Origin of the sequence: Pseudomonas sp. RHF3.3-3 (assembly GCF_048069595.1) — a bacterium.
Lineage (GTDB): Bacteria > Pseudomonadota > Gammaproteobacteria > Pseudomonadales > Pseudomonadaceae > Aquipseudomonas > Aquipseudomonas fuscovaginae_B.
Window position 1 is genome coordinate 4652764 of sequence record NZ_CP182250.1, and the last position, 16877, is coordinate 4669640.

Annotated in this window: 18 protein-coding genes and 1 pseudogene; 14 read left to right on the forward strand and 5 right to left on the reverse strand. The window is 58.8% G+C overall.

The features are described from left to right. Positions 1-5 precede the first annotated feature (5 nt). From ACMGT0_RS20240 to ACMGT0_RS20250, 3 genes are all read right to left on the reverse strand, one after another. Positions 6-2150, reverse strand: coding sequence for a type I secretion system permease/ATPase (locus ACMGT0_RS20240; protein WP_416769498.1), 2145 nt, complete (start codon positions 2148-2150; stop codon positions 6-8). Between the two features lie 167 nt (positions 2151-2317). After that, complete coding sequence (locus ACMGT0_RS20245; protein ID WP_054063161.1) at positions 2318-3781, reverse strand: TolC family outer membrane protein; 1464 nt, start codon at positions 3779-3781, stop codon at positions 2318-2320. 270 nt (positions 3782-4051) lie between these two features. Beyond that, positions 4052-4744, reverse strand: coding sequence for a hypothetical protein (locus ACMGT0_RS20250; RefSeq protein WP_152973032.1), 693 nt, complete (start codon positions 4742-4744; stop codon positions 4052-4054). Positions 4745-4887: 143 nt separating this feature from the next. On the opposite strand from ACMGT0_RS20250, the gene ACMGT0_RS20255 reads away from it, so the two are divergent. The 3 genes from ACMGT0_RS20255 to ACMGT0_RS20265 all read left to right on the forward strand — a co-directional run bounded on the left by ACMGT0_RS20255 (position 4888) and on the right by ACMGT0_RS20265 (position 8227). Then, positions 4888-6549 (forward strand): hypothetical protein, encoded by a 1662-nt coding sequence (locus ACMGT0_RS20255; protein WP_054063163.1) that lies wholly within the window; start codon positions 4888-4890, stop codon positions 6547-6549. A gap of 87 nt (positions 6550-6636) precedes the next feature. Further along, complete coding sequence (locus ACMGT0_RS20260; RefSeq protein WP_054063164.1) at positions 6637-7077, forward strand: hypothetical protein; 441 nt, start codon at positions 6637-6639, stop codon at positions 7075-7077. Positions 7078-7816: 739 nt separating this feature from the next. Further along, positions 7817-8227, forward strand: coding sequence for a hypothetical protein (locus ACMGT0_RS20265; protein WP_416769501.1), 411 nt, complete (start codon positions 7817-7819; stop codon positions 8225-8227). A gap of 173 nt (positions 8228-8400) precedes the next feature. Here ACMGT0_RS20265 and ACMGT0_RS20270 read toward each other — a convergent pair whose 3' ends face one another. Together ACMGT0_RS20270 and ACMGT0_RS20275 are read right to left on the reverse strand one after the other, a co-directional pair. Further along, positions 8401-8952: an STY4526/YPO1902 family pathogenicity island replication protein gene (locus ACMGT0_RS20270; RefSeq protein WP_054063166.1), complete on the reverse strand. Its 552-nt coding sequence runs from the start codon at positions 8950-8952 to the stop codon at positions 8401-8403. A gap of 48 nt (positions 8953-9000) precedes the next feature. Further along, positions 9001-9198, reverse strand: coding sequence for a hypothetical protein (locus ACMGT0_RS20275; protein ID WP_054063167.1), 198 nt, complete (start codon positions 9196-9198; stop codon positions 9001-9003). A gap of 842 nt (positions 9199-10040) precedes the next feature. Between ACMGT0_RS20275 and ACMGT0_RS20280 the strand changes: the two genes are divergently transcribed. From ACMGT0_RS20280 to ACMGT0_RS20330, 11 genes and pseudogenes are all read left to right on the forward strand, one after another. Then, a complete protein-coding gene (locus ACMGT0_RS20280; protein WP_054063169.1) occupies positions 10041-10433 on the forward strand; it encodes a hypothetical protein in 393 nt (130 codons plus the stop codon). An 88-nt stretch (positions 10434-10521) separates the two neighbouring features. Next, positions 10522-11172 (forward strand): hypothetical protein, encoded by a 651-nt coding sequence (locus ACMGT0_RS20285; RefSeq protein ID WP_054063170.1) that lies wholly within the window; start codon positions 10522-10524, stop codon positions 11170-11172. A gap of 364 nt (positions 11173-11536) precedes the next feature. Beyond that, positions 11537-12277, forward strand: a complete 741-nt coding sequence (locus ACMGT0_RS20290) for a TIGR03747 family integrating conjugative element membrane protein (protein ID WP_054063193.1) — start codon at positions 11537-11539, stop codon at positions 12275-12277. 250 nt (positions 12278-12527) lie between these two features. Beyond that, complete coding sequence (locus ACMGT0_RS20295; protein WP_081009866.1) at positions 12528-12863, forward strand: RAQPRD family integrative conjugative element protein; 336 nt, start codon at positions 12528-12530, stop codon at positions 12861-12863. After that, a complete protein-coding gene (locus ACMGT0_RS20300; RefSeq protein WP_054063171.1) occupies positions 12860-13093 on the forward strand; it encodes a TIGR03758 family integrating conjugative element protein in 234 nt (77 codons plus the stop codon). The genes ACMGT0_RS20295 and ACMGT0_RS20300 overlap by 4 nt, the downstream gene beginning before the upstream one ends. Before the next feature lie 38 nt (positions 13094-13131). Further along, positions 13132-13506, forward strand: a complete 375-nt coding sequence (locus ACMGT0_RS20305; RefSeq protein WP_054059682.1) for a TIGR03745 family integrating conjugative element membrane protein — start codon at positions 13132-13134, stop codon at positions 13504-13506. Between the two features lie 12 nt (positions 13507-13518). Next, positions 13519-13923: a TIGR03750 family conjugal transfer protein gene (locus ACMGT0_RS20310; RefSeq protein ID WP_054059681.1), complete on the forward strand. Its 405-nt coding sequence runs from the start codon at positions 13519-13521 to the stop codon at positions 13921-13923. Beyond that, on the forward strand, positions 13920-14588 hold the full coding sequence (locus ACMGT0_RS20315; protein WP_054063172.1) for a PFL_4703 family integrating conjugative element protein: 669 nt from the start codon (positions 13920-13922) through the stop codon (positions 14586-14588). The genes ACMGT0_RS20310 and ACMGT0_RS20315 overlap by 4 nt, the downstream gene beginning before the upstream one ends. Positions 14589-14652: 64 nt before the next feature. Continuing rightward, positions 14653-14892, forward strand: a complete 240-nt coding sequence (locus tag ACMGT0_RS20320) for a DUF3438 family protein (protein WP_152973033.1) — start codon at positions 14653-14655, stop codon at positions 14890-14892. After that, entirely contained in the window at positions 14889-16361 is a 1473-nt protein-coding gene (locus ACMGT0_RS20325) for a TIGR03752 family integrating conjugative element protein (RefSeq protein WP_054063173.1), read from the forward strand. The genes ACMGT0_RS20320 and ACMGT0_RS20325 overlap by 4 nt, the downstream gene beginning before the upstream one ends. A gap of 103 nt (positions 16362-16464) precedes the next feature. Further along, a pseudogene (locus tag ACMGT0_RS20330) lies at positions 16465-16857 on the forward strand (hypothetical protein); the annotation flags it as partial. Positions 16858-16877: the final 20 nt, after the last annotated feature.

The following is a 16877-nucleotide window of genomic DNA, read 5'->3' on the forward strand; positions in this document are numbered from 1 at the left end:
ACAACTTATCCTTGTTGCAAACGGTACAGACGCGAGTAATGCCCTGCTTGAAGAGTCAGGAGTTCGGCATGACTGCCTTGCTCCACGATTTGCCCACGGTCCATGACGATGATTCGGTTGGCATCACGCACAGCAGAAAGTCGGTGAGCAATGATGATCACCGTCCGCCCTTTGCAGATCGCCTGCATGTTCTGCTGGATGATCCGTTCCGACTCATAGTCCAAGGCACTGGTGGCCTCGTCGAAGATCAGAATACGGGGGTTGCCGATCAGAGCCCGGGCGATGGCAACACGCTGACGCTGGCCGCCGGACAGGGAGGCGCCATGCTCGCCTACTACGGTGTCGTAGCCCTCGGGTAACTCTAGGATGAACTCGTGCGCACCGGCCATTTTGGCGGCGTGCATGACGGCCTCCAGCGGCGCACCGGGATCCGTCAGAGCAATGTTCTCGCGAATGCTGCGGTTGAACAGCATGTTGTCCTGCAGCACAACCCCGATCTGCCGACGCAACGAGGACACGTCCGCCAGTGCCAGGTCCATGCCGTCAACCAGTACACGCCCTCGCTCGGGTACGTACAGTCGCTGCAACAAGCGAGTCAGGGTGCTTTTGCCCGAGCCTGAGCGCCCAACCACGCCGATGACTTCGCCAGCCTCTACCACCAGCTTCACGCCACGCAGCACCTCCGAGCCCTCCGGGCGATAACGGAAGTGCACCTGGTCAAATTCGATACGTCCCTTGAGGGTGGGCAGCGCGCTGCGTGTGGCTTGGGACAGCTCGGTGCGGGTATTGAGGATATCGCCCAGGCGCTGGACCGAAACGCCCGTCTGCTGGAAGTTGGTCCACAACTGCGCCAGGCGCATGATCGGCTGGGCGACACGGCCGGCCAGCATATTAAAAGCCACTAGTTGGCCGACCGACAGTTGCCCATCAATCACCAGACGTGCCCCCAACCACAGAGTCGCCACCGTAACCAACTTACCGATCAGCGAAACGGCCTCGTTAGCGATGGTGGATAGCGTCTGGGTCTTGAAACCAGCCGACACGTAGGCCGCCAGTTGGTTGTCCCATTTGCGGGTGACCTGCGGCTCGACAGCCATCGACTTGACGGTGTCGATGCCATTGATCGTTTCGACCAGAAAGGACTGGTTCTCGGCACCGCGGGCAAAGCTCTCGTTCAGTCGAGCCCGCAACAGCGGCGTGATGAACAATGACACGATGAAGTACAGCGGCAACGACACCAGCACAATCAGGGTCAGCCACCCGCTGTAGAAACACATCACCGCAATGAAGACCACCGAGAACAGCACATCCAGCAGCAGCGTGATGGCATTGCCGGTCAGAAAGCTTCGAATGTTCTCAAGCTCCCGCACGCGTGCCACGGAATCCCCCACTCGCCGAGCCTGGAAGTACGCCAGGGGCAAGGTCACCAGGTGACGAAACAACCGCGATCCGAGCTCGACATCGATCCGGCTGGCGGTGTGGGCAAACACGTAACTGCGCAGACCACTGAGCGTAGACTCAAACAACATGATGCCCAACAGACCGATGGCCACGACATCAAGGGTGGTCAGCCCGTGGTGCACCAGCACCTTGTCCATCACTACCTGGAAGAATAACGGCGTCAGTAAGGAGAAAATCTGCAGAACCAGCGATACCAGCAACACCTCGCCCAGCAGCTTTCGATACTTGACGATGGCCGGAATGAACCACGTGAAATCGAACCGTGAAACCTCACCGGCCTGCGAGGAAGCCGATTGGACCAGAATCAGCTCACCATTCCAACGCGCCTGCAACTGCTCGGTGCTGAGTACCGTCGGGCGCTGCAGAAGCGGATCGTGGACTAGTGTTTTTTCCTGGTCGACACGGGCAATGATAAAAAAGCTACCGTCGTTCGAGCAGGCAATGGCGGGCAAAGGGGTTTGCGAAAGGCGTTCGGCGTAGGTACGGACGGCCTTGGTCTTGAGCTTTAGCTGCTTGGCAGCCAACAGGATGTCCGGCTTTGAAAATCGCTGACCTTCCGCGACATATTCGTGCGCCAATTGCTCCGGCGATGCGGCAACACTGTGAAACCTTGCCAACATGACCAGGCACGCAAGGCCAGTATCAACAGTATCCGAGGACCGAGCAGCCCCCCCGCCTTGTTCGTGCATACAACCGCATCCTTGCTAAAAGCTTCAAGCCCGTAATACCCCGTCAGACGCGGGGCAGGCAGATAATATGCGGACGGATTCAACGGCGGAAGGGCAAAACGACATCAGCCATGCATTTCCCAAACAATATTTCACTTGACACTCAAAAATATGGTTTAACGCCCGAATTAAAGGCTTTTGCTGTCTGCCCGAGGTGCTGAAAACCGCGACGAATCCAGGTTGGTGTTGGCCATTTCAGGCGGCAAAAAATCGCGCTGCGGGTCATAGTCCGCCTTCAGGTACTGGGCCAGGCTCTGCAAGTCTGCAGGACTGAGCGTGCCAGCCGACTGTTTCAGGCGAAGGTTGTTCAGGATGTAATCGTACCGGGCGTTGTTGTAGTCACGGACCGAGGTGAACAACTGCCGCTGGGCATTGAGTACGTCTACCGTGTTGCGACTGCCGATATCAGCGCCGACCTTGGTAGCCTTGAGCGAGCTTTGGGCCGACAGAATAGTTTTTTTTCGGGCCCGAATCTGCTCGATGTCCGAATTGACAGCGCGATAAAACCCTCGGGTATTGAGCACCACGTCCCGGCGCTGCCCTTCCCTCTGTTCCTCACTCTGGCTCAGCTTCTTGTAAGCCTCCCGAGCCTGGGAACTGGTTCGGCCACCGCTGTAGATCGGCAAGTTGACCTCAAAGCCAATCGAGCTTTGGGTGACGTTGTCACGATAACCGTCCCGACCAAAGTCGCTAGGGTTGCTGTAGCCGAAGCTATCGTTGTCGCCCTTGCGGTAAGAGGCCACTGCATCCAGTGTCGGAGCGTGCCCAGCCTTGCGCTGGGAGAGCACCTGTTCAGCCGACTCAACGGCCATGTCACTGGCCTGCAGTTTGAAGTTCTGTTTCATTGCGGCATCGACCCACTGTTTGGCGTCGGCTGGAACCGGTGCCAGCACTGGCAAATGATGCTCAATCCCTTCGATGCTGGTGTAGTCGTGATGGGTCAGATGGACCAGTTGTTCGAAGGCATCGTCGACCTTGCGCGCCGCCAGTTCCCGATTGGCTTGGGCATTGTCGTAGGCAGCCTCTGCATCGAGCACGTCGGTGATGCTGGCCAAACCACCTTTTAGGCGCCCGCGGGCCTGTTCCATCTGCTGTTTGAAGGCAACCTCTTCAGCCAGCGCCGCAGCATGGGTGTCAGAGGCGCGCAATGTCTCGAAGTAGGTCTCGGCGGTTTTCAGGATCAGTTCCTGCTCCGTCGCTGACAGCTCGATAGCGGCCTGGGAGACACTGGCCTTGGCGGCCTTCAGACCATACCAGGCATCCGCCCGAAACAGTGGCTGCCTCAGGTTGGCCTGGTAGGTAGTCCCACTGCGGGCGCGGGTCAGCTCGGGAGCATCGCGCTCCAGTCGAGTCGACTCGATCGTTGCACTGGTGTTGATTGCCGGCAACAGGTTGGCGCGTGCCTGCGCAATCGCTTCCTGTTGTGCTTCGAAGCCGGCCCGGGCAGCCTTGAGTTCGGCGTTGTTCGAGACCGCCTCGCGATAAACCGACATCAGTTCGGCGCGGTCAGATGGGAGCGATTCCAGTTGAGCTGCCAGTACACTGACAGGCGTCAAACACACCATCAACCAGACGCAATACCTGCGGGTCATGAACAAGTCCTTTTGTGAGGCCAAAAAACGAGAAAGGGGCACAGTGGCCTCGCGGGCGAGCACGCTATGTCAGTGCATGCGGCAAGTCAATTTCATCACACTCAGAAAGAAACGAAATAGTCCTGCGAAATACGGTGGGCTGCAAGTCTACGCATAGCTCGCTGCGCGATCTTCAGAAATGCTGAAAAAGGTGTTTTTCCATTCCACCAAAGAAGAGATTCGTACTCAGGCGCTCAACCAAGTGGGTGGTCTGATGAGCGCCCAAGCCACTTAGTGACGCAGGGCAGTTGTACGATCCTTAATGGGATCAAGAAAGCTACCAAGACTAAAAGCAATGGCTGACACCAAAGGAGGCAGTACTAGCGTGCTGTGCATTGCGCCAAAGAAGACACTAAGGCGGTACAGTTGGTTTTCGTAAATACCTCGCGTGGACTGCCCCACATCAGGTCCGAAAATTACTGTCGAGATCAGACCAGCACAAACCAACAGCCCGGCAAACGATATCCAGCTTTGCCGATAGCTCGAGACTCTGAAGAAGGTGAGAAAACTTCCCTTTAGCGAGAACCGACAAAATAGACACACCCACACCATCATGCAGGTCAACAGCATAAAGTCTTTTTCGTAGATCCAGGCAGCTTTTTTCAAAAAGTCCAACTGACCGTTAGCAACAAAGTAGCTCTCTGCACGGGCAATGACAGGCAACCAACGGTGCAAATCGCTGTCGAGCGCTATGTCGCTATAAAAAATACCCAAGCTGGTCAACCAAGAAATAACCCAATAGGTTATCCAGCCGTACAGCAAAGCTTTAAGCCCCATCCCTGAATTCCTTCCACCACATTTCAAATACGCGTACAGCACCTGATCAGCAACTTTTGCGCTGCAGCAACCGGGCCGATAATGCAAACCAACACCAATCGCAAACGATAATCGCTGTTGACAAGGGGTAGCCATCTTGGCATACATGCCGGCTTTTCGCCATAGGTCTCTTCGTCAACGCATCATGAAGACACCCAAAGGACAGGGTCAGGCGGCTAGGACGTCATGATGGGTTAGCCATCATGCGCGCAAGTCATCCGGCGTGTGGATGAGTAGAAGGAAATAAACGTATGGCCTTTACAGCCAAGGAAATCGAGCAAGCCAAACTCATCTCGGATCTTGTAACCGCGATGGGAAACTCGCTCAAAAACAACGGAAATCCGAAACTGAAGGCCTTGGGTGAGGCACTGGCCAATTCAGGAGACATCGGCGGTATATTGTCCGACTTTGCCAGTATGGCTGAGTCGACGGAGGACATTGCGAGTGTGCTCGATAGCGCGGCAAAAGTTTCCGCCGGGATGTTGGGGACTGTGGCTGGAGTGGCGGCACTAGAAGCCCTGATTACCATGTCGGTTCCTTTTGCCTTAGGGATCGGCGCCCTTACTACGGTATATCCCATCGTGGGAACCCTCGCATTAGGCGGCTTCCTCTACGGCGCCGGATGGGCTGGTAGCAAAGCAGCCGAAGGGATCTATGGTTTGAGCAAGCTAGCGGCAAGTGACTGGAGCAAGCAAGCGGCAAGAACTGTCTATACATTCATGAAGCTCAACCCAGCTTCGCTACCCGAAAACTTCGATATCAATCGACCGCCAGTGCTGGAACTCGACGTAACTTACGTCAATGGGCACTATGATGGGTATAACATCGAAGAAGGTACTCAGAGGTTTATTGACAACTATCAGCGAGGCTTGGACCGAGGCTTCCTTCAGCAGGCACAAAATCAAATCAATAATTTTAACTTCTCACTTTCAAGCCTGATCAAGCCAGGCGATGATTTCCTTCATTATGACAAAAATGGCCTGCTCCAGTGGAATGGAGGTTATAACGCACTTCAAGATTACGCGTTCAATCGTGGTGGGCTTGATCTCTCAGGCAGCGACAGTTGGCAAAGCGCTTTCAATGAAAAACTGACCAATCTGGTCGACTCGGCCAGAAATATGGAAGAGTTCATTAATAACAATTACGGCCGGGCTAACGAAGCGTTGGCAGGTCAGGCCTCCGCTCTTGCTGACAGAGCCGGTGAGACATCTAGCATCATTCAGGACGCACTAGCGGAGCTGACACCGCTGGCGTTTGACCTCAGCGGAAATGGGATTGGGACACGCTCAATTTTCGATGGCATCAAGGGCTTCGAATTTATTCCAGGAGAAAAAGGTGCCTACCACGGCTGGCTAGATGCCAACAGTGGGTTCCTGGCCCTGGATCGTAATGGCAACGGCACGATCGATGATGGAACCGAGCTGTTCGGCGGCCCAACAGAGGATGGTTTTACTGCTTTACGCCGACTTGACTCCAATGGTGATGGGCATATCGATGCCTCCGATGAGCTCTTCGAAAAGCTACTGGTTTGGCAGGATACCAATCAGAACGCCATTTCAGACGAAGGAGAACTCAAGACGTTGCGCGATGCGGGCATCAAATCGATTTCGCTGAATGACGTTGAGAGTACCCATCGCCCCGACATGAACGGCAACACTATCAAGTGGATCTCCGAGTACACCTTGGAATCGGGCGAGACCCGCGAGATCGCAGACGTCTATTTCAGCTACAGTAAACCGGCTTCGGCGGTGTCAGATAAGCCAACGACTAACAGTTCGATCGATCCGGTCGTGGAACAGCAGACACAAATGTTGATCAGCAGCATGGCCGCGTTCAGCCCGTCGGCTGGTGGCGAAGCACTGCAATCCACCAATCCGTCTGAACCGCTCAATGTACAACTAGCGGTCATTTGAGGGCCATGGCAACCGCTGTCGCGTCAGCGGTTGCCTACCAGTCCGGGAAAATTCGTAAGCAATCGCCTTCCCCCTTAGGAGACAAGCATGGATGCTCATAAAATCAAGAATCACAGCGACGTGACTGCCGATCCATTTCCTGATGTTCAGAAGGTTCTTGGAGATGATCTCGCCGCGCTTAAGAGCAGGATTTTCCATCTATTTTCCATCAGGTTCGAAATAGTCCTGCCCCACGAAATGGCAAAAACTCAGAAGATTGTCGTTTCTGTTCACCCCGACAACGCAGCGGATGATCACTTCTCACTGAGCGAGTGCTTCCAATACCTGGGCATACGATCCAGAGAGCGGGTGTTCATCAACTGGGGCCGATTCGATGACATCGACGCCTTACGCACCACGGACCTCTTCAAGGTGTTCTCCAGCATCTGGTACCCAGGTGTTGACGACATTGAGATCTTCGACGAGAGCCTGAATTGGATGGTGGCGATCGCTCACGACGGCACGGTGGCGTTGAGGTTTGGCCCCTGAGTGCCAGCAATCAAACACTGCGCTTTCTTGAAGGCCAACCCATACGTCCCAACCGCCAACTCAGGTGGCCTACTGCCTGCGCAAGGTGCAAAAGGGTTTCGGAACGGATCCACAGCGGCCTCAAGAATACTGATCTCTACACAAATAGAGCTATGTCTAGCTGAGTTCACTATACATAGCTAGATATCTATATATTTCACTAGAACTGCTGAACTGAAGGACCCAATCATCTACTCGGCTCAGGATTGCAGGGCCTCGCCTAACGTTCATCAGCCATTCATCTACTTGGGCTGATCAGAACGGCATCAAGGTTAGTGACAGCGCCAAGCAGCGTCGATAAACAAACGAGCGAGTCGCGTTTTCCCACACGAGATAGAGCCGCGCCTGAACCTTTTCCCGCACAGTCTCCTTCACCAAGCACCGGCTTGATATTTGTCGTACGTCGCTCACCAAAACTGTGGAAACAGCCCGTTGCAGATGGACTTTTGACAGCCCTCCTGAGCTTGTCCATTGTGAAGGCGCGTACTGCTGGCCTTGTCAGCAACATGCCAATGTAGCCGGGATCTGAGAGCTACGATGCGCCATTGCGCATGATCCATGCTCAGGTCGCCAAGCTTCCGGTAATGCGACCGATCGACTGCCATTGCGGTCGAGGAAGCACTGCTGTTCTGAATGTTTTCCCCCCATACGGGTCATGCCCGTATGGGCAGGCCCTCCCCTGTGAAATCTGGAGGTCTGAATGAAGACACAAACAACGATGTACCAAGCACTGTTGGCGGCTGAGTGTTGCGACACACACGCCACGTTGATCCTGCAGACACTGGATATCCCGAAAGATCTGCGACTGCTCTTTGAACCGGGCAGGCTGCTGATGACCGACGGAGTCCAGGCGCTTCAAGCCGTAGGTCTACTCGACGGCCTTCCCTACCTGATACGGCATCTGCTGTGCGACTGGGGAAACCTCAAGGCTGCACAATGGGCGGTCAACCTGCAATCGCTACAAAACGGTGAAGGACTGCTCTCGATCTATTACGCCGGTGGCAATGACGAAATCTGCCTGTACCTCTACAGCGCCCCAAGCCGGGCCTTTACGTTGATGTTGCTGGCAGACGAGCTTGACTGCATGCAACACCTGCAGACCCACAGATAATTTAATCTGACTGTTCGCCTACTCACCGTCACCGGTGAGTAGGCTTTTTGCGATGCCAGACGGCGTTCAACAACGATCGATCGTTCTCGCGGTGGCCTGAGGCAAGCCGGCACAGTTCACGGTGTCGCCTGCCGCAGAGCGATGAATTGCTTTCTCGGTACCACTGCCAAACCTCAGACCAGGTCGTCGGAAATCCACTGTTGGATCTGGTTCCAGATCATCGCCAAGTTCAAGGTCGGCTCGCACTCGGTCATCAGCATCGCGACATGCAGCACCGAGCGCGGATCGTTCGGGTGGGTGCCCTGCTCCTTGGATATCCGTCGCCAGTGTTCCCACAGGCGCATTTCATCATCATGACCAATGAGTGGCCAGCGCCCCCGGCGGTGCTCAAGGCCCAGCATGTTGCGGCGCACGGCAACCTCTTTGGGCGGCAGCCCAAAGAGCTGGTGAAGCATGGGAGAGCTGGCGCCGAGGGTGAGAGCCCGGCGGATCAGTCCCTCCTCGTCATCACTCCGGACATGGGCCATCAGGCGCTGAACGACATCGCTGTCGACCAGCAGCTTGAACCAGGGCACCGGCGAATTCACCAGGGCCCCGACGCAACGGGGATCGATCAGGGCCTCCAGGTCCCGCTCCTGAAACCCCATGGCCAGACAATTGCGCAACTGGCCGCTCTTGATGTTGTTCATGATTTGAAAGGCGACAGCCATATTCAAAGGGTGCATATCAACCACTCCATGGTCAGTGATGGCCCGCGCGCGGGCCGGTGTGTTTCAAGCAAGGTACGCCTTTGGGCGAGGCTCAGGTTCGCCTGTGCGCCCAAATTCGAAGCCCAGGATTTCAGCGCCTGCAAAGCCTTCGATGTGGCCGACCAGCTCAAGCAGCAGGCCGTCACGCCGGCGTGCCTGCACGCTGATTTTGAGCAGGATCTGGCAGGTCTTTTCAGCGGTGTGTTCAGGACTCATGTCCATAGGTGAGTACTCCCTGTGATGCCTATCGCCTCCATCTGCGACGGGCTTGATGGATGAGCAGGCCGTGAGGCTTCACCCAGGCAGTGCGCGATGGGCCCCATGACGGGAGCGCCCTTCGCCTGCCCTGCTGCTCAATTGTGTGTTGCCCATGAATATGTAGTTGCTGGGACCACAACCCTCTGTAGGGCAAAGCATCGCGCCAGCGAGGAAAAGCAGGCGTCGTGTGTGAGGCATTGTGGGAGGCCCTTGGCCGGTGGAACGCTGGGGCAGTGATTGGCTCGCAGGCCTAAGCCCTGGAGGGTTGCCAGCCGAAGACTTGAACAGGGCAGTCATCTATTGGGTGGAGCTGATCCTGGCAGAGAGTCGTCGCCAGCGTTTGAACTCACCGCCAATGCCCGCTGAGCAGCACCTGGAGCGCGATGTCGGCCAGCAGGCTACCGCGCGCGTGCGCCTTTGCTGCCAGAGGAATCAGCCATGTCTGACCGATGCAGCGCGCGCCTTCCTGCGCCTGTCGAGGATGGCGTTCAAAAGGCGCAGGCGCGCTTTCGCACAGCGTGTCTGCGCCGGCAAAAACTTGTTGCAGTGGGTGTTTTGACAGCCCTGGGTGGGGGTGTTCATTGTGCAGGGGCGTACTGCTGGCCTTGTCAGCGACATGCACAGTAGCTTGGGATCGGAGGAGCTACGATGCGCCATTGCGCATGATCCACCCCATCGGTCGCCAAGCTTCCAATGATGCGACCAACCGACGGCGATTGCGGTCGGTGGAAGCATCGCTGTTCTTGTTTTCCCCGCACGGGTCTTGCCCGTCGGGGCAGGCCCATCCCATAAAATCTGGAGGTCTGATGAAACTGGATATGGCGCTCTACAAAGCCTTGGTCGCCGCCGGTGTCCCGGAGAAAAACGCACACGATGTGAGTGAAGCCCTGGAGTTCGAAAGAACCTCATTGCTCGCCAGCAAAACCGATGTCACCGAGTCTCGTCATGACCTGAAGCTGGAGATTACGGCGTTTCGCGCAGAGATGAAGTCGGACCTGTCGAAGATTCTGCTCGACGCCTCCACCCTGCGCGGTGAGTCGAAAGACACAGCCTTGGCGCTCAATACGAGCCTGATGATGATCAACACCAAGATGGACGCCATGAGCCACAAGCTGACCGTACGGCTGTTTCAGTCGTTCGCAGCCCTGGCGCTGGCGCTCGGTACCGTGACGGCCCTGAGCATCAAGTACCTGGCCTAACCCTCTGCTTCAACCCACCCACGCGGGGAATGTCTCCCCGTCGGGCGAGAGGTTCTCCGCGTTTGCCTTTGTGAACAGGAGAATCCCCATGGAAAAAATACTGGACGTGCTGCGGCCGCTGTTTCCGTTTGTCCGTAACCCCTACGCACCCCATTCGTTTCTGCGACTGGATGCGTTTCACAAGCAGTTCACCGTCGTCTGTACCGGCGAGATGAAACTGCCACTCAACGATCATGGCTTGGGCTATCGCCAGGTCAGTGCGGAATACACCATGGGTCATCGTAGCTCGATCGAGGACGCCATCCGCTTCTGTACCTCGAAGTTCCACGACCTGTATGTCTACCCGCAGATCAAGGCCGGTGCAGCGTTTGAGCCGCATCTGGTGGAGATCTTCTACACCGCGGGCAAGGCCTACAGAGCCAGCTCCCAAGCCTTGGGCCTGGGCGTTCCCTGCGTTCTGTGGGGGGTGGTCGAGGAGTCGGAGATCATCTGGCGCCGCCCTGATGAGGTGGTGAACGAGATCCACGAGTTCCAGTACTGGCTGGATACGTTTCAGCGTCAGTTCACCGCAGAGACCTGCACCGACGAGGTGGACATCGCCAGGATCGTCGGCCGAGCAGCCCCGGAGCTGAAGAAGTTTGCCGATCGGCTGAAATGGCGGAACTTCGCGCTCAAGGCGCTCGATCAAACGGGCGTGTCCTGCGTGACGGAGCAGTACCCCTCCAGCAGTGGCCGTTGAGACAAGATCGCTGCACAACCCTGCAGGTCAGGCCCCGCGCCTGACCTTCTGAAACACCCTCACCTCAGCCCGACTCTGTCGGGCTTTTCTTTTGTGCCACGCCCCGGTTGGTGACCACCCTCACCTGACCGAGTCTGGACCTGATCGCAGTGCCCTCATCCGCTTCAAACGCTGTGCGCCCTGGACGTGTGCTGCTCGGCAAAACGCTCCAAGGCGGGTCTCGTTTCTGCGGCGTAATAGCCCCGTCGATGTGCAAGCCTGTGCCCCATCTCACGTGAACACGCCTGGGCGCTCACCTCCTGCCCGCCCCGCTGCCGGCATCTGCCGAGCGGCAGGCGCTCACGCCCCTTGAGCGCGGATGCCCATGGCCAATACGACTGACACCGCAAAGAACCAGCAAGCCTACCGTGAAAAGGGGCCGATCAGCCGACTATTGGGCCTGCCCTTCACCCTCCTCGGCATCCTGATGGTGGCGCTGTTTTTCAGCATCGTCAGCGAGTGGGTCGGCCTGTTCTTTTTCTGGCCCGAGGAAGGCTGGCGCCATTCCCAGGACATGCTCAACAGTGAATTGACCTGGATCTCGACGGCCTTCCCCAACAGCCTGCTGCTGAACGAAGTGGAGCAAAACGCCCGCTGGATCATCGTGCAGGCCTATGAGTGGGGCTTTGAGAAAACCGGCCTGATCGAGTGGATCGTCCAACCCGCCCAACAGACCCACCCCGCGATGGCCGGACCTCAGCGGCATCTGCTAAAGGCCTATGCGTACCTCGAAGACTATGGCCTGGCGGCCGTGTACGCCGTGCTGACCCTGCTGGCGCGCGTGATGATCCTGATCCTTACAATGCCGATGGTGCTGGTCGCAGTCTTTACCGGTGCCGCAGATGGCCTGGTGCGCCGAGACCTGCGACGCTTCGGCGCCGGCCGTGAGTCCGGGTTCATCTACCACCGGGCCAAGATGCTGATCATGCCGCTGTGGGTGGCGCCCTGGATCATCTACCCGGCCCTGCCCATGACGGTCAATCCCATGCTGGTGCTACTGCCCAGTGCGCTGGCCCTGAGCCTGGTGGTGAGTATCACCGTGGGCAGCTTCAAGAAGTACCTGTAAGCACGGTAAGGAAGATCGGCGATCTTCATCGCTCCAGCGCTGACCACACCCCAGCAGGCAACGTGGGACAGCACTGGAACGAAGTTCCATGCGCTCGCTACCCCACAGACAATAAACCGACGATGCCCCTGCCCGGTGGGTTCGGGCCGTATCCTGGCGCTAAAACTGACCGGTCCGATCCAGTTTTCTTGCTGTTGCTCCTCATGTCCTACGGCACGCTCGGAGAACTTTCTTTGAGCGGAATGCCCCGATGCCTGCTGTCATCCCCCTCCCGCGCTACATCGCACTCAGTCTCGTCCTCAGCCTCAAGGCGACCATGGCGCAGGCCGAGCCCACGGCTCAAGAACGCACGCTGCTCAGTGCCTGGCTGCGCCAGCTCGACACCCTGACCCAACAGGTCCACACCCGTGCGGCCCAGCCCGTCGATGAGCAGGCGCGTTTTCACTTCGACTATCCACGCCTGGCCGCTGATCTGGAGTTGATCCAACAGGGCATCGAGCACTACCTCACGCCCTCGCGCGCCCAGCCCCGGGCCTTGCCTGAATTGACCGGCCACTACACCCAGTCCACCGAGGCCATGCCATGAGCATGACGGACTTTCAGCTCAAGGCCTTTGGCGCCATGGGCGGCTTTACCCCTGCGCAAACCACCGCCTTGCTCTGTGGCCTGGTCCTGGCGCTGGTGTTTGCCGCCTGGGCCATTGGCAGTGCCTACCGCGCGTGGGCTCGCGGACAACTGTCACAGGGCCGATGGGCGGAAATCACAGCCAAGGTGGCGCTGATCTACATCCTGCTCACCCTGCTCCTGCTCAATTGATTTCCCGACACACACTCAACCACGCCATGGAGGCACTGATGAACCGCTTCTCCTCCCTCAAATCCCATTCCCATTCCCTGGCTCGCCGGGTCATCACCCTGGGTCTGCTCACCAGCCATCTGCTATCGCCTTCGCGCAGCCTTGCCGGGCTGCCCGAGTTGGAAACCCCCAGCCGACCGGGCACCGGCATCATCCAGACCCTGCAAAACCATGCGTATGACATCGTTTCGCTGATCGCCCTGCTGATTGCCGCGGCCTCGTTCTGCGGCGTGGCCTACCACGCCTACACCACCTACTCCGACGTTCAGAGCGGCAAAAAGACCTGGGGCCAGTTCGGCCTGACCTGCGGCGTCGGCGCCGCGCTGCTGGTGATCAGTATCTGGCTGCTAACCAAAGCCACGTCGGTGCTGTGAGGAGAAACCGCCATGACACATGATGCTGACCATTACCTGCCCGACGGAACCATTCGGTTTCTGCCCTCACGCCTCAATCACCAACCGGTCATTGTGCTGGGGCTCACCGCTGACGAAATGTGGCTCACCGTGATCGCCGCCACCCTGGTGGGGGCCTGTCTGGGTACCGCCGCCGCCATCGGGTTCAACAGCATTGCCCTGGCCCCCACGGGGATTGTGCTGAGCATTGGCGGCGGCCTGTTGGTCGGCGGCAGGCTGCTGCGTCGGCACAAGCGCGGCAAGCCCCAGACGTGGCTGTACCGTCATCTGCAATGGCGCCTGGCACTCGCCTGGCCCTGGCTGGCTCCCTGGATCGGCGCAACCGGTCTGGTGATGCGCTCGGGGCTCTGGAGCACACGCCGGAGCCCTGGGGCATGAGTCGCTTCAAGAACGAGGTGAACCGACTGCAGGCCCATGTCACGTCCCTGCGCATCGGCTGCGCGGTGCTGCTGGGCACGACGTTGCTCTCGGGACTGGGCTGGTGGGATGCCCCACGCAACCTGACCATCAACATCCCGCCCGACCTGCGCTCAGGCAGTACCCGCAAATGGTGGGAGGTGCCGCCGGAGTCGGTGTACACCTTCGGGTTGTATATCTTCCAGCAGCTCAACCGCTGGCCGGCGGATGGGGAGAAGGACTATCCCTCGGCCATCCATCGGCTATCGGCCTACCTGACCCCCAGTTGCAAATCCCAGCTGGAACAGGATGCCCAGAAGCGTCAGATCGCCGGTGAATTGCGCAACCGCACCCGTGGGGTGTTCGAGCTTCCGGATCGTAACTACGGCCGCTCTCCTCAGCTACGCGTCCAGGTGCAGGGACGCGATCAGTGGCTGCTGAACCTGGATCTGGCGACCGAGGAGTTCTTTGGCTCGGAGCGGATCAAGCAGACCTTCGTGCGCTACCCCATCAAGGTGGTGCGTCGCGATGTGGACCCGGAAACCAATCCATTCGGCCTCGCCATCGATTGCTACGACGGCGTCCCCAAGCGCCTGTCCGCAGGCTCATCAGGGACGGCTGCAAGCGCGCAGGACGCAGAGGGTTGAGGCCTCGATTACGGTACGGCCTGCGCTCTGGCTGCTCGGTTACACCGCCCAGGCGGTCGAACTGATGACCTATGACCGTCTGCCCCAGAACGTACCGCTGCACCTCGATTCACCGCACCCGCAGAGCAACTTCATCCGTGCGGCCTTTCAGCCTCCGTGCGTGGGGTCGGCGCACCCGAGTCGTGACACCTCATTGGTGTATCGGGTCATGCGCAGACGCGACCTGGCGCAGGCCCTGCTGCCCGTCGTCAGTGCGCCCGCTGCCCCTGCGGGGCCCAACGCTGTAGAGGGACTTCCCCAATGAAAAGTAATGCCCTGTTCAAGTGGCTGCTGCTACCCGTGGTAGCGCTCGCGCTGTTTGGCCTGATCAAGGCCTGCAGCAGCCAGCAGAGCGCCTCCAATGACTCTGATCCCCATCAATACCGCCTCACCCCTGAGGAAATGAAGCAACTGGGCATCGACGGCGACACGCCGCATGACACGGTCGCCACCCTGGTGGCCCAGACCAAGGCCATGCGCGAGGAACTCAAAACCCTGCTCTCGGAAAACCGGCAACAGAAAGAGGAAAACGATCGCCTGAGGCTACGCGAAAGCGAGGTGGATCTGCGGATCCAGAAGGCCGTGAGTGCCGAGCGGGAGCAAATGGGCAACGGCGGTCGACCAGACCTGAGCCCGCAGCAGAAAAAGCACCTGCTGGACGATCTCAGGCAGGCGCTGTCGACCGAGTTTCTCAGCAAGTCGAGTGAGGACCTGCCGATTGGCCTGGGGCTTGAGGCTGGCGACAGTGCATCATTCTCCACGGACGAACACGAGCTGATCTGGATCGAGCCTCAGGATGCGACCGCTGTCGACGCCAATGGCAAACCCCTACCCACCGGTTCCGGCCAGCCGGCAAAGGGGGTGAGCTTCCCCAACGCCTTCATCGAGCCGCCCACCCCAGGCCAGCGCCAGCTCAAGGACAGTACCGCCCTGGAGGGCGGCAATCCCACCGCCAGCGCACAGAAGGCCCCCGCCAGGGCGGTCTACACCCTGCCGGAAAACAGCACCCTGACCGGCTCCATCGCCATGACAGCCCTGATCGGCCGGGTCCCGGTGGACGGTGTGGTCAATGACCCCTACCCGTTCAAGGTGCTGATCGGCCCGGACAACCTCACCGCCAACGGCATTGACCTGCCGGATGTGGCCGGTGCGGTCCTCAGTGGTACCGCCGCCGGCGACTGGACCCTGTCCTGCGTGCGCGGCCATATCGTGAGCCTGACCTTTGTCTTCAACGATGGGCGTATTCGCACCCTGCCCGCGCCCCAGAAGCTGACCGGTCGCCAGGGCAACAGCGCCAGCGGCAATGCCGCACCGGGCAAGATCCAGGGCGGTATCGGCTGGCTCAGCGATCCCTATGGGGTGCCGTGTATCGCCGGTGAACGGCGCTCAAACGCCCAGCAGTACCTGGGCACCAAGAGCCTGATCACCGCCGCCGGCGCGGGGGTGGCCAAGCTGCTTGAAGCCGATCAGCCCGATGTCAGCAACGTGGTCGCACCGGGCGGCAGCGCCGTCAAGACCGGACCTTCGGCGCTCAACAGCATCCTCTCCGGGGGCGTGAAGGACATCGGCGACTGGGTCAACAAGCTCTACGGCCAGGCCTTTGCCGCGGTCTATGTGCAACCCGGCGCCCAGGTGGCCGTGCACCTGGATCAGCAACTGGAGATCGATTACGAACCCGAAGGCCGTCAGGTGCGGCAGTTGGCAGGAGCCTCCCCTGCCGACAGCCTCGATTAAGGCCATGCCCGGTTTATTGATGAGCGCGCTGCGGGTCAGCGGCTGCGCCACCGACAAGGACCAGTTGCTGCCCCACGGTCCGCACACTATGGTTGACATATGGGACGGTCGGTCCCCAGAATCACGCCGCCTGCGCCTGCTGGAAATGGCCGACGCCATGGACATGTTCTGCCAGGGCGTCAATGTCGATCTGTTCAACCGCGACGGCACGCCCTGGCCGGAAGCCGACATCACCCTGGTGGACCTCGCGACCTACGCACACGAGGGCTACAACGCGCAGTTGGTCCTCTCCAAGTCGATGGAGGTGCTGTTTCGTGCGGTACCGCCCAGCCTCTACCTGATCATGGCCATGACCGCACCGGAAGAGAAACCCGAGCGCTTCGAGCTCATGAAAACCCAGGGGCTCAGTGAGCTGGAAGCGGCCATGGCCATGGCGCGCCGGATAGATCAGGCCCGTGGGATTTCCAACACCACGATACTCAAGGGTGATACCTGAGTGCGCGGGTGGCGGGCCGC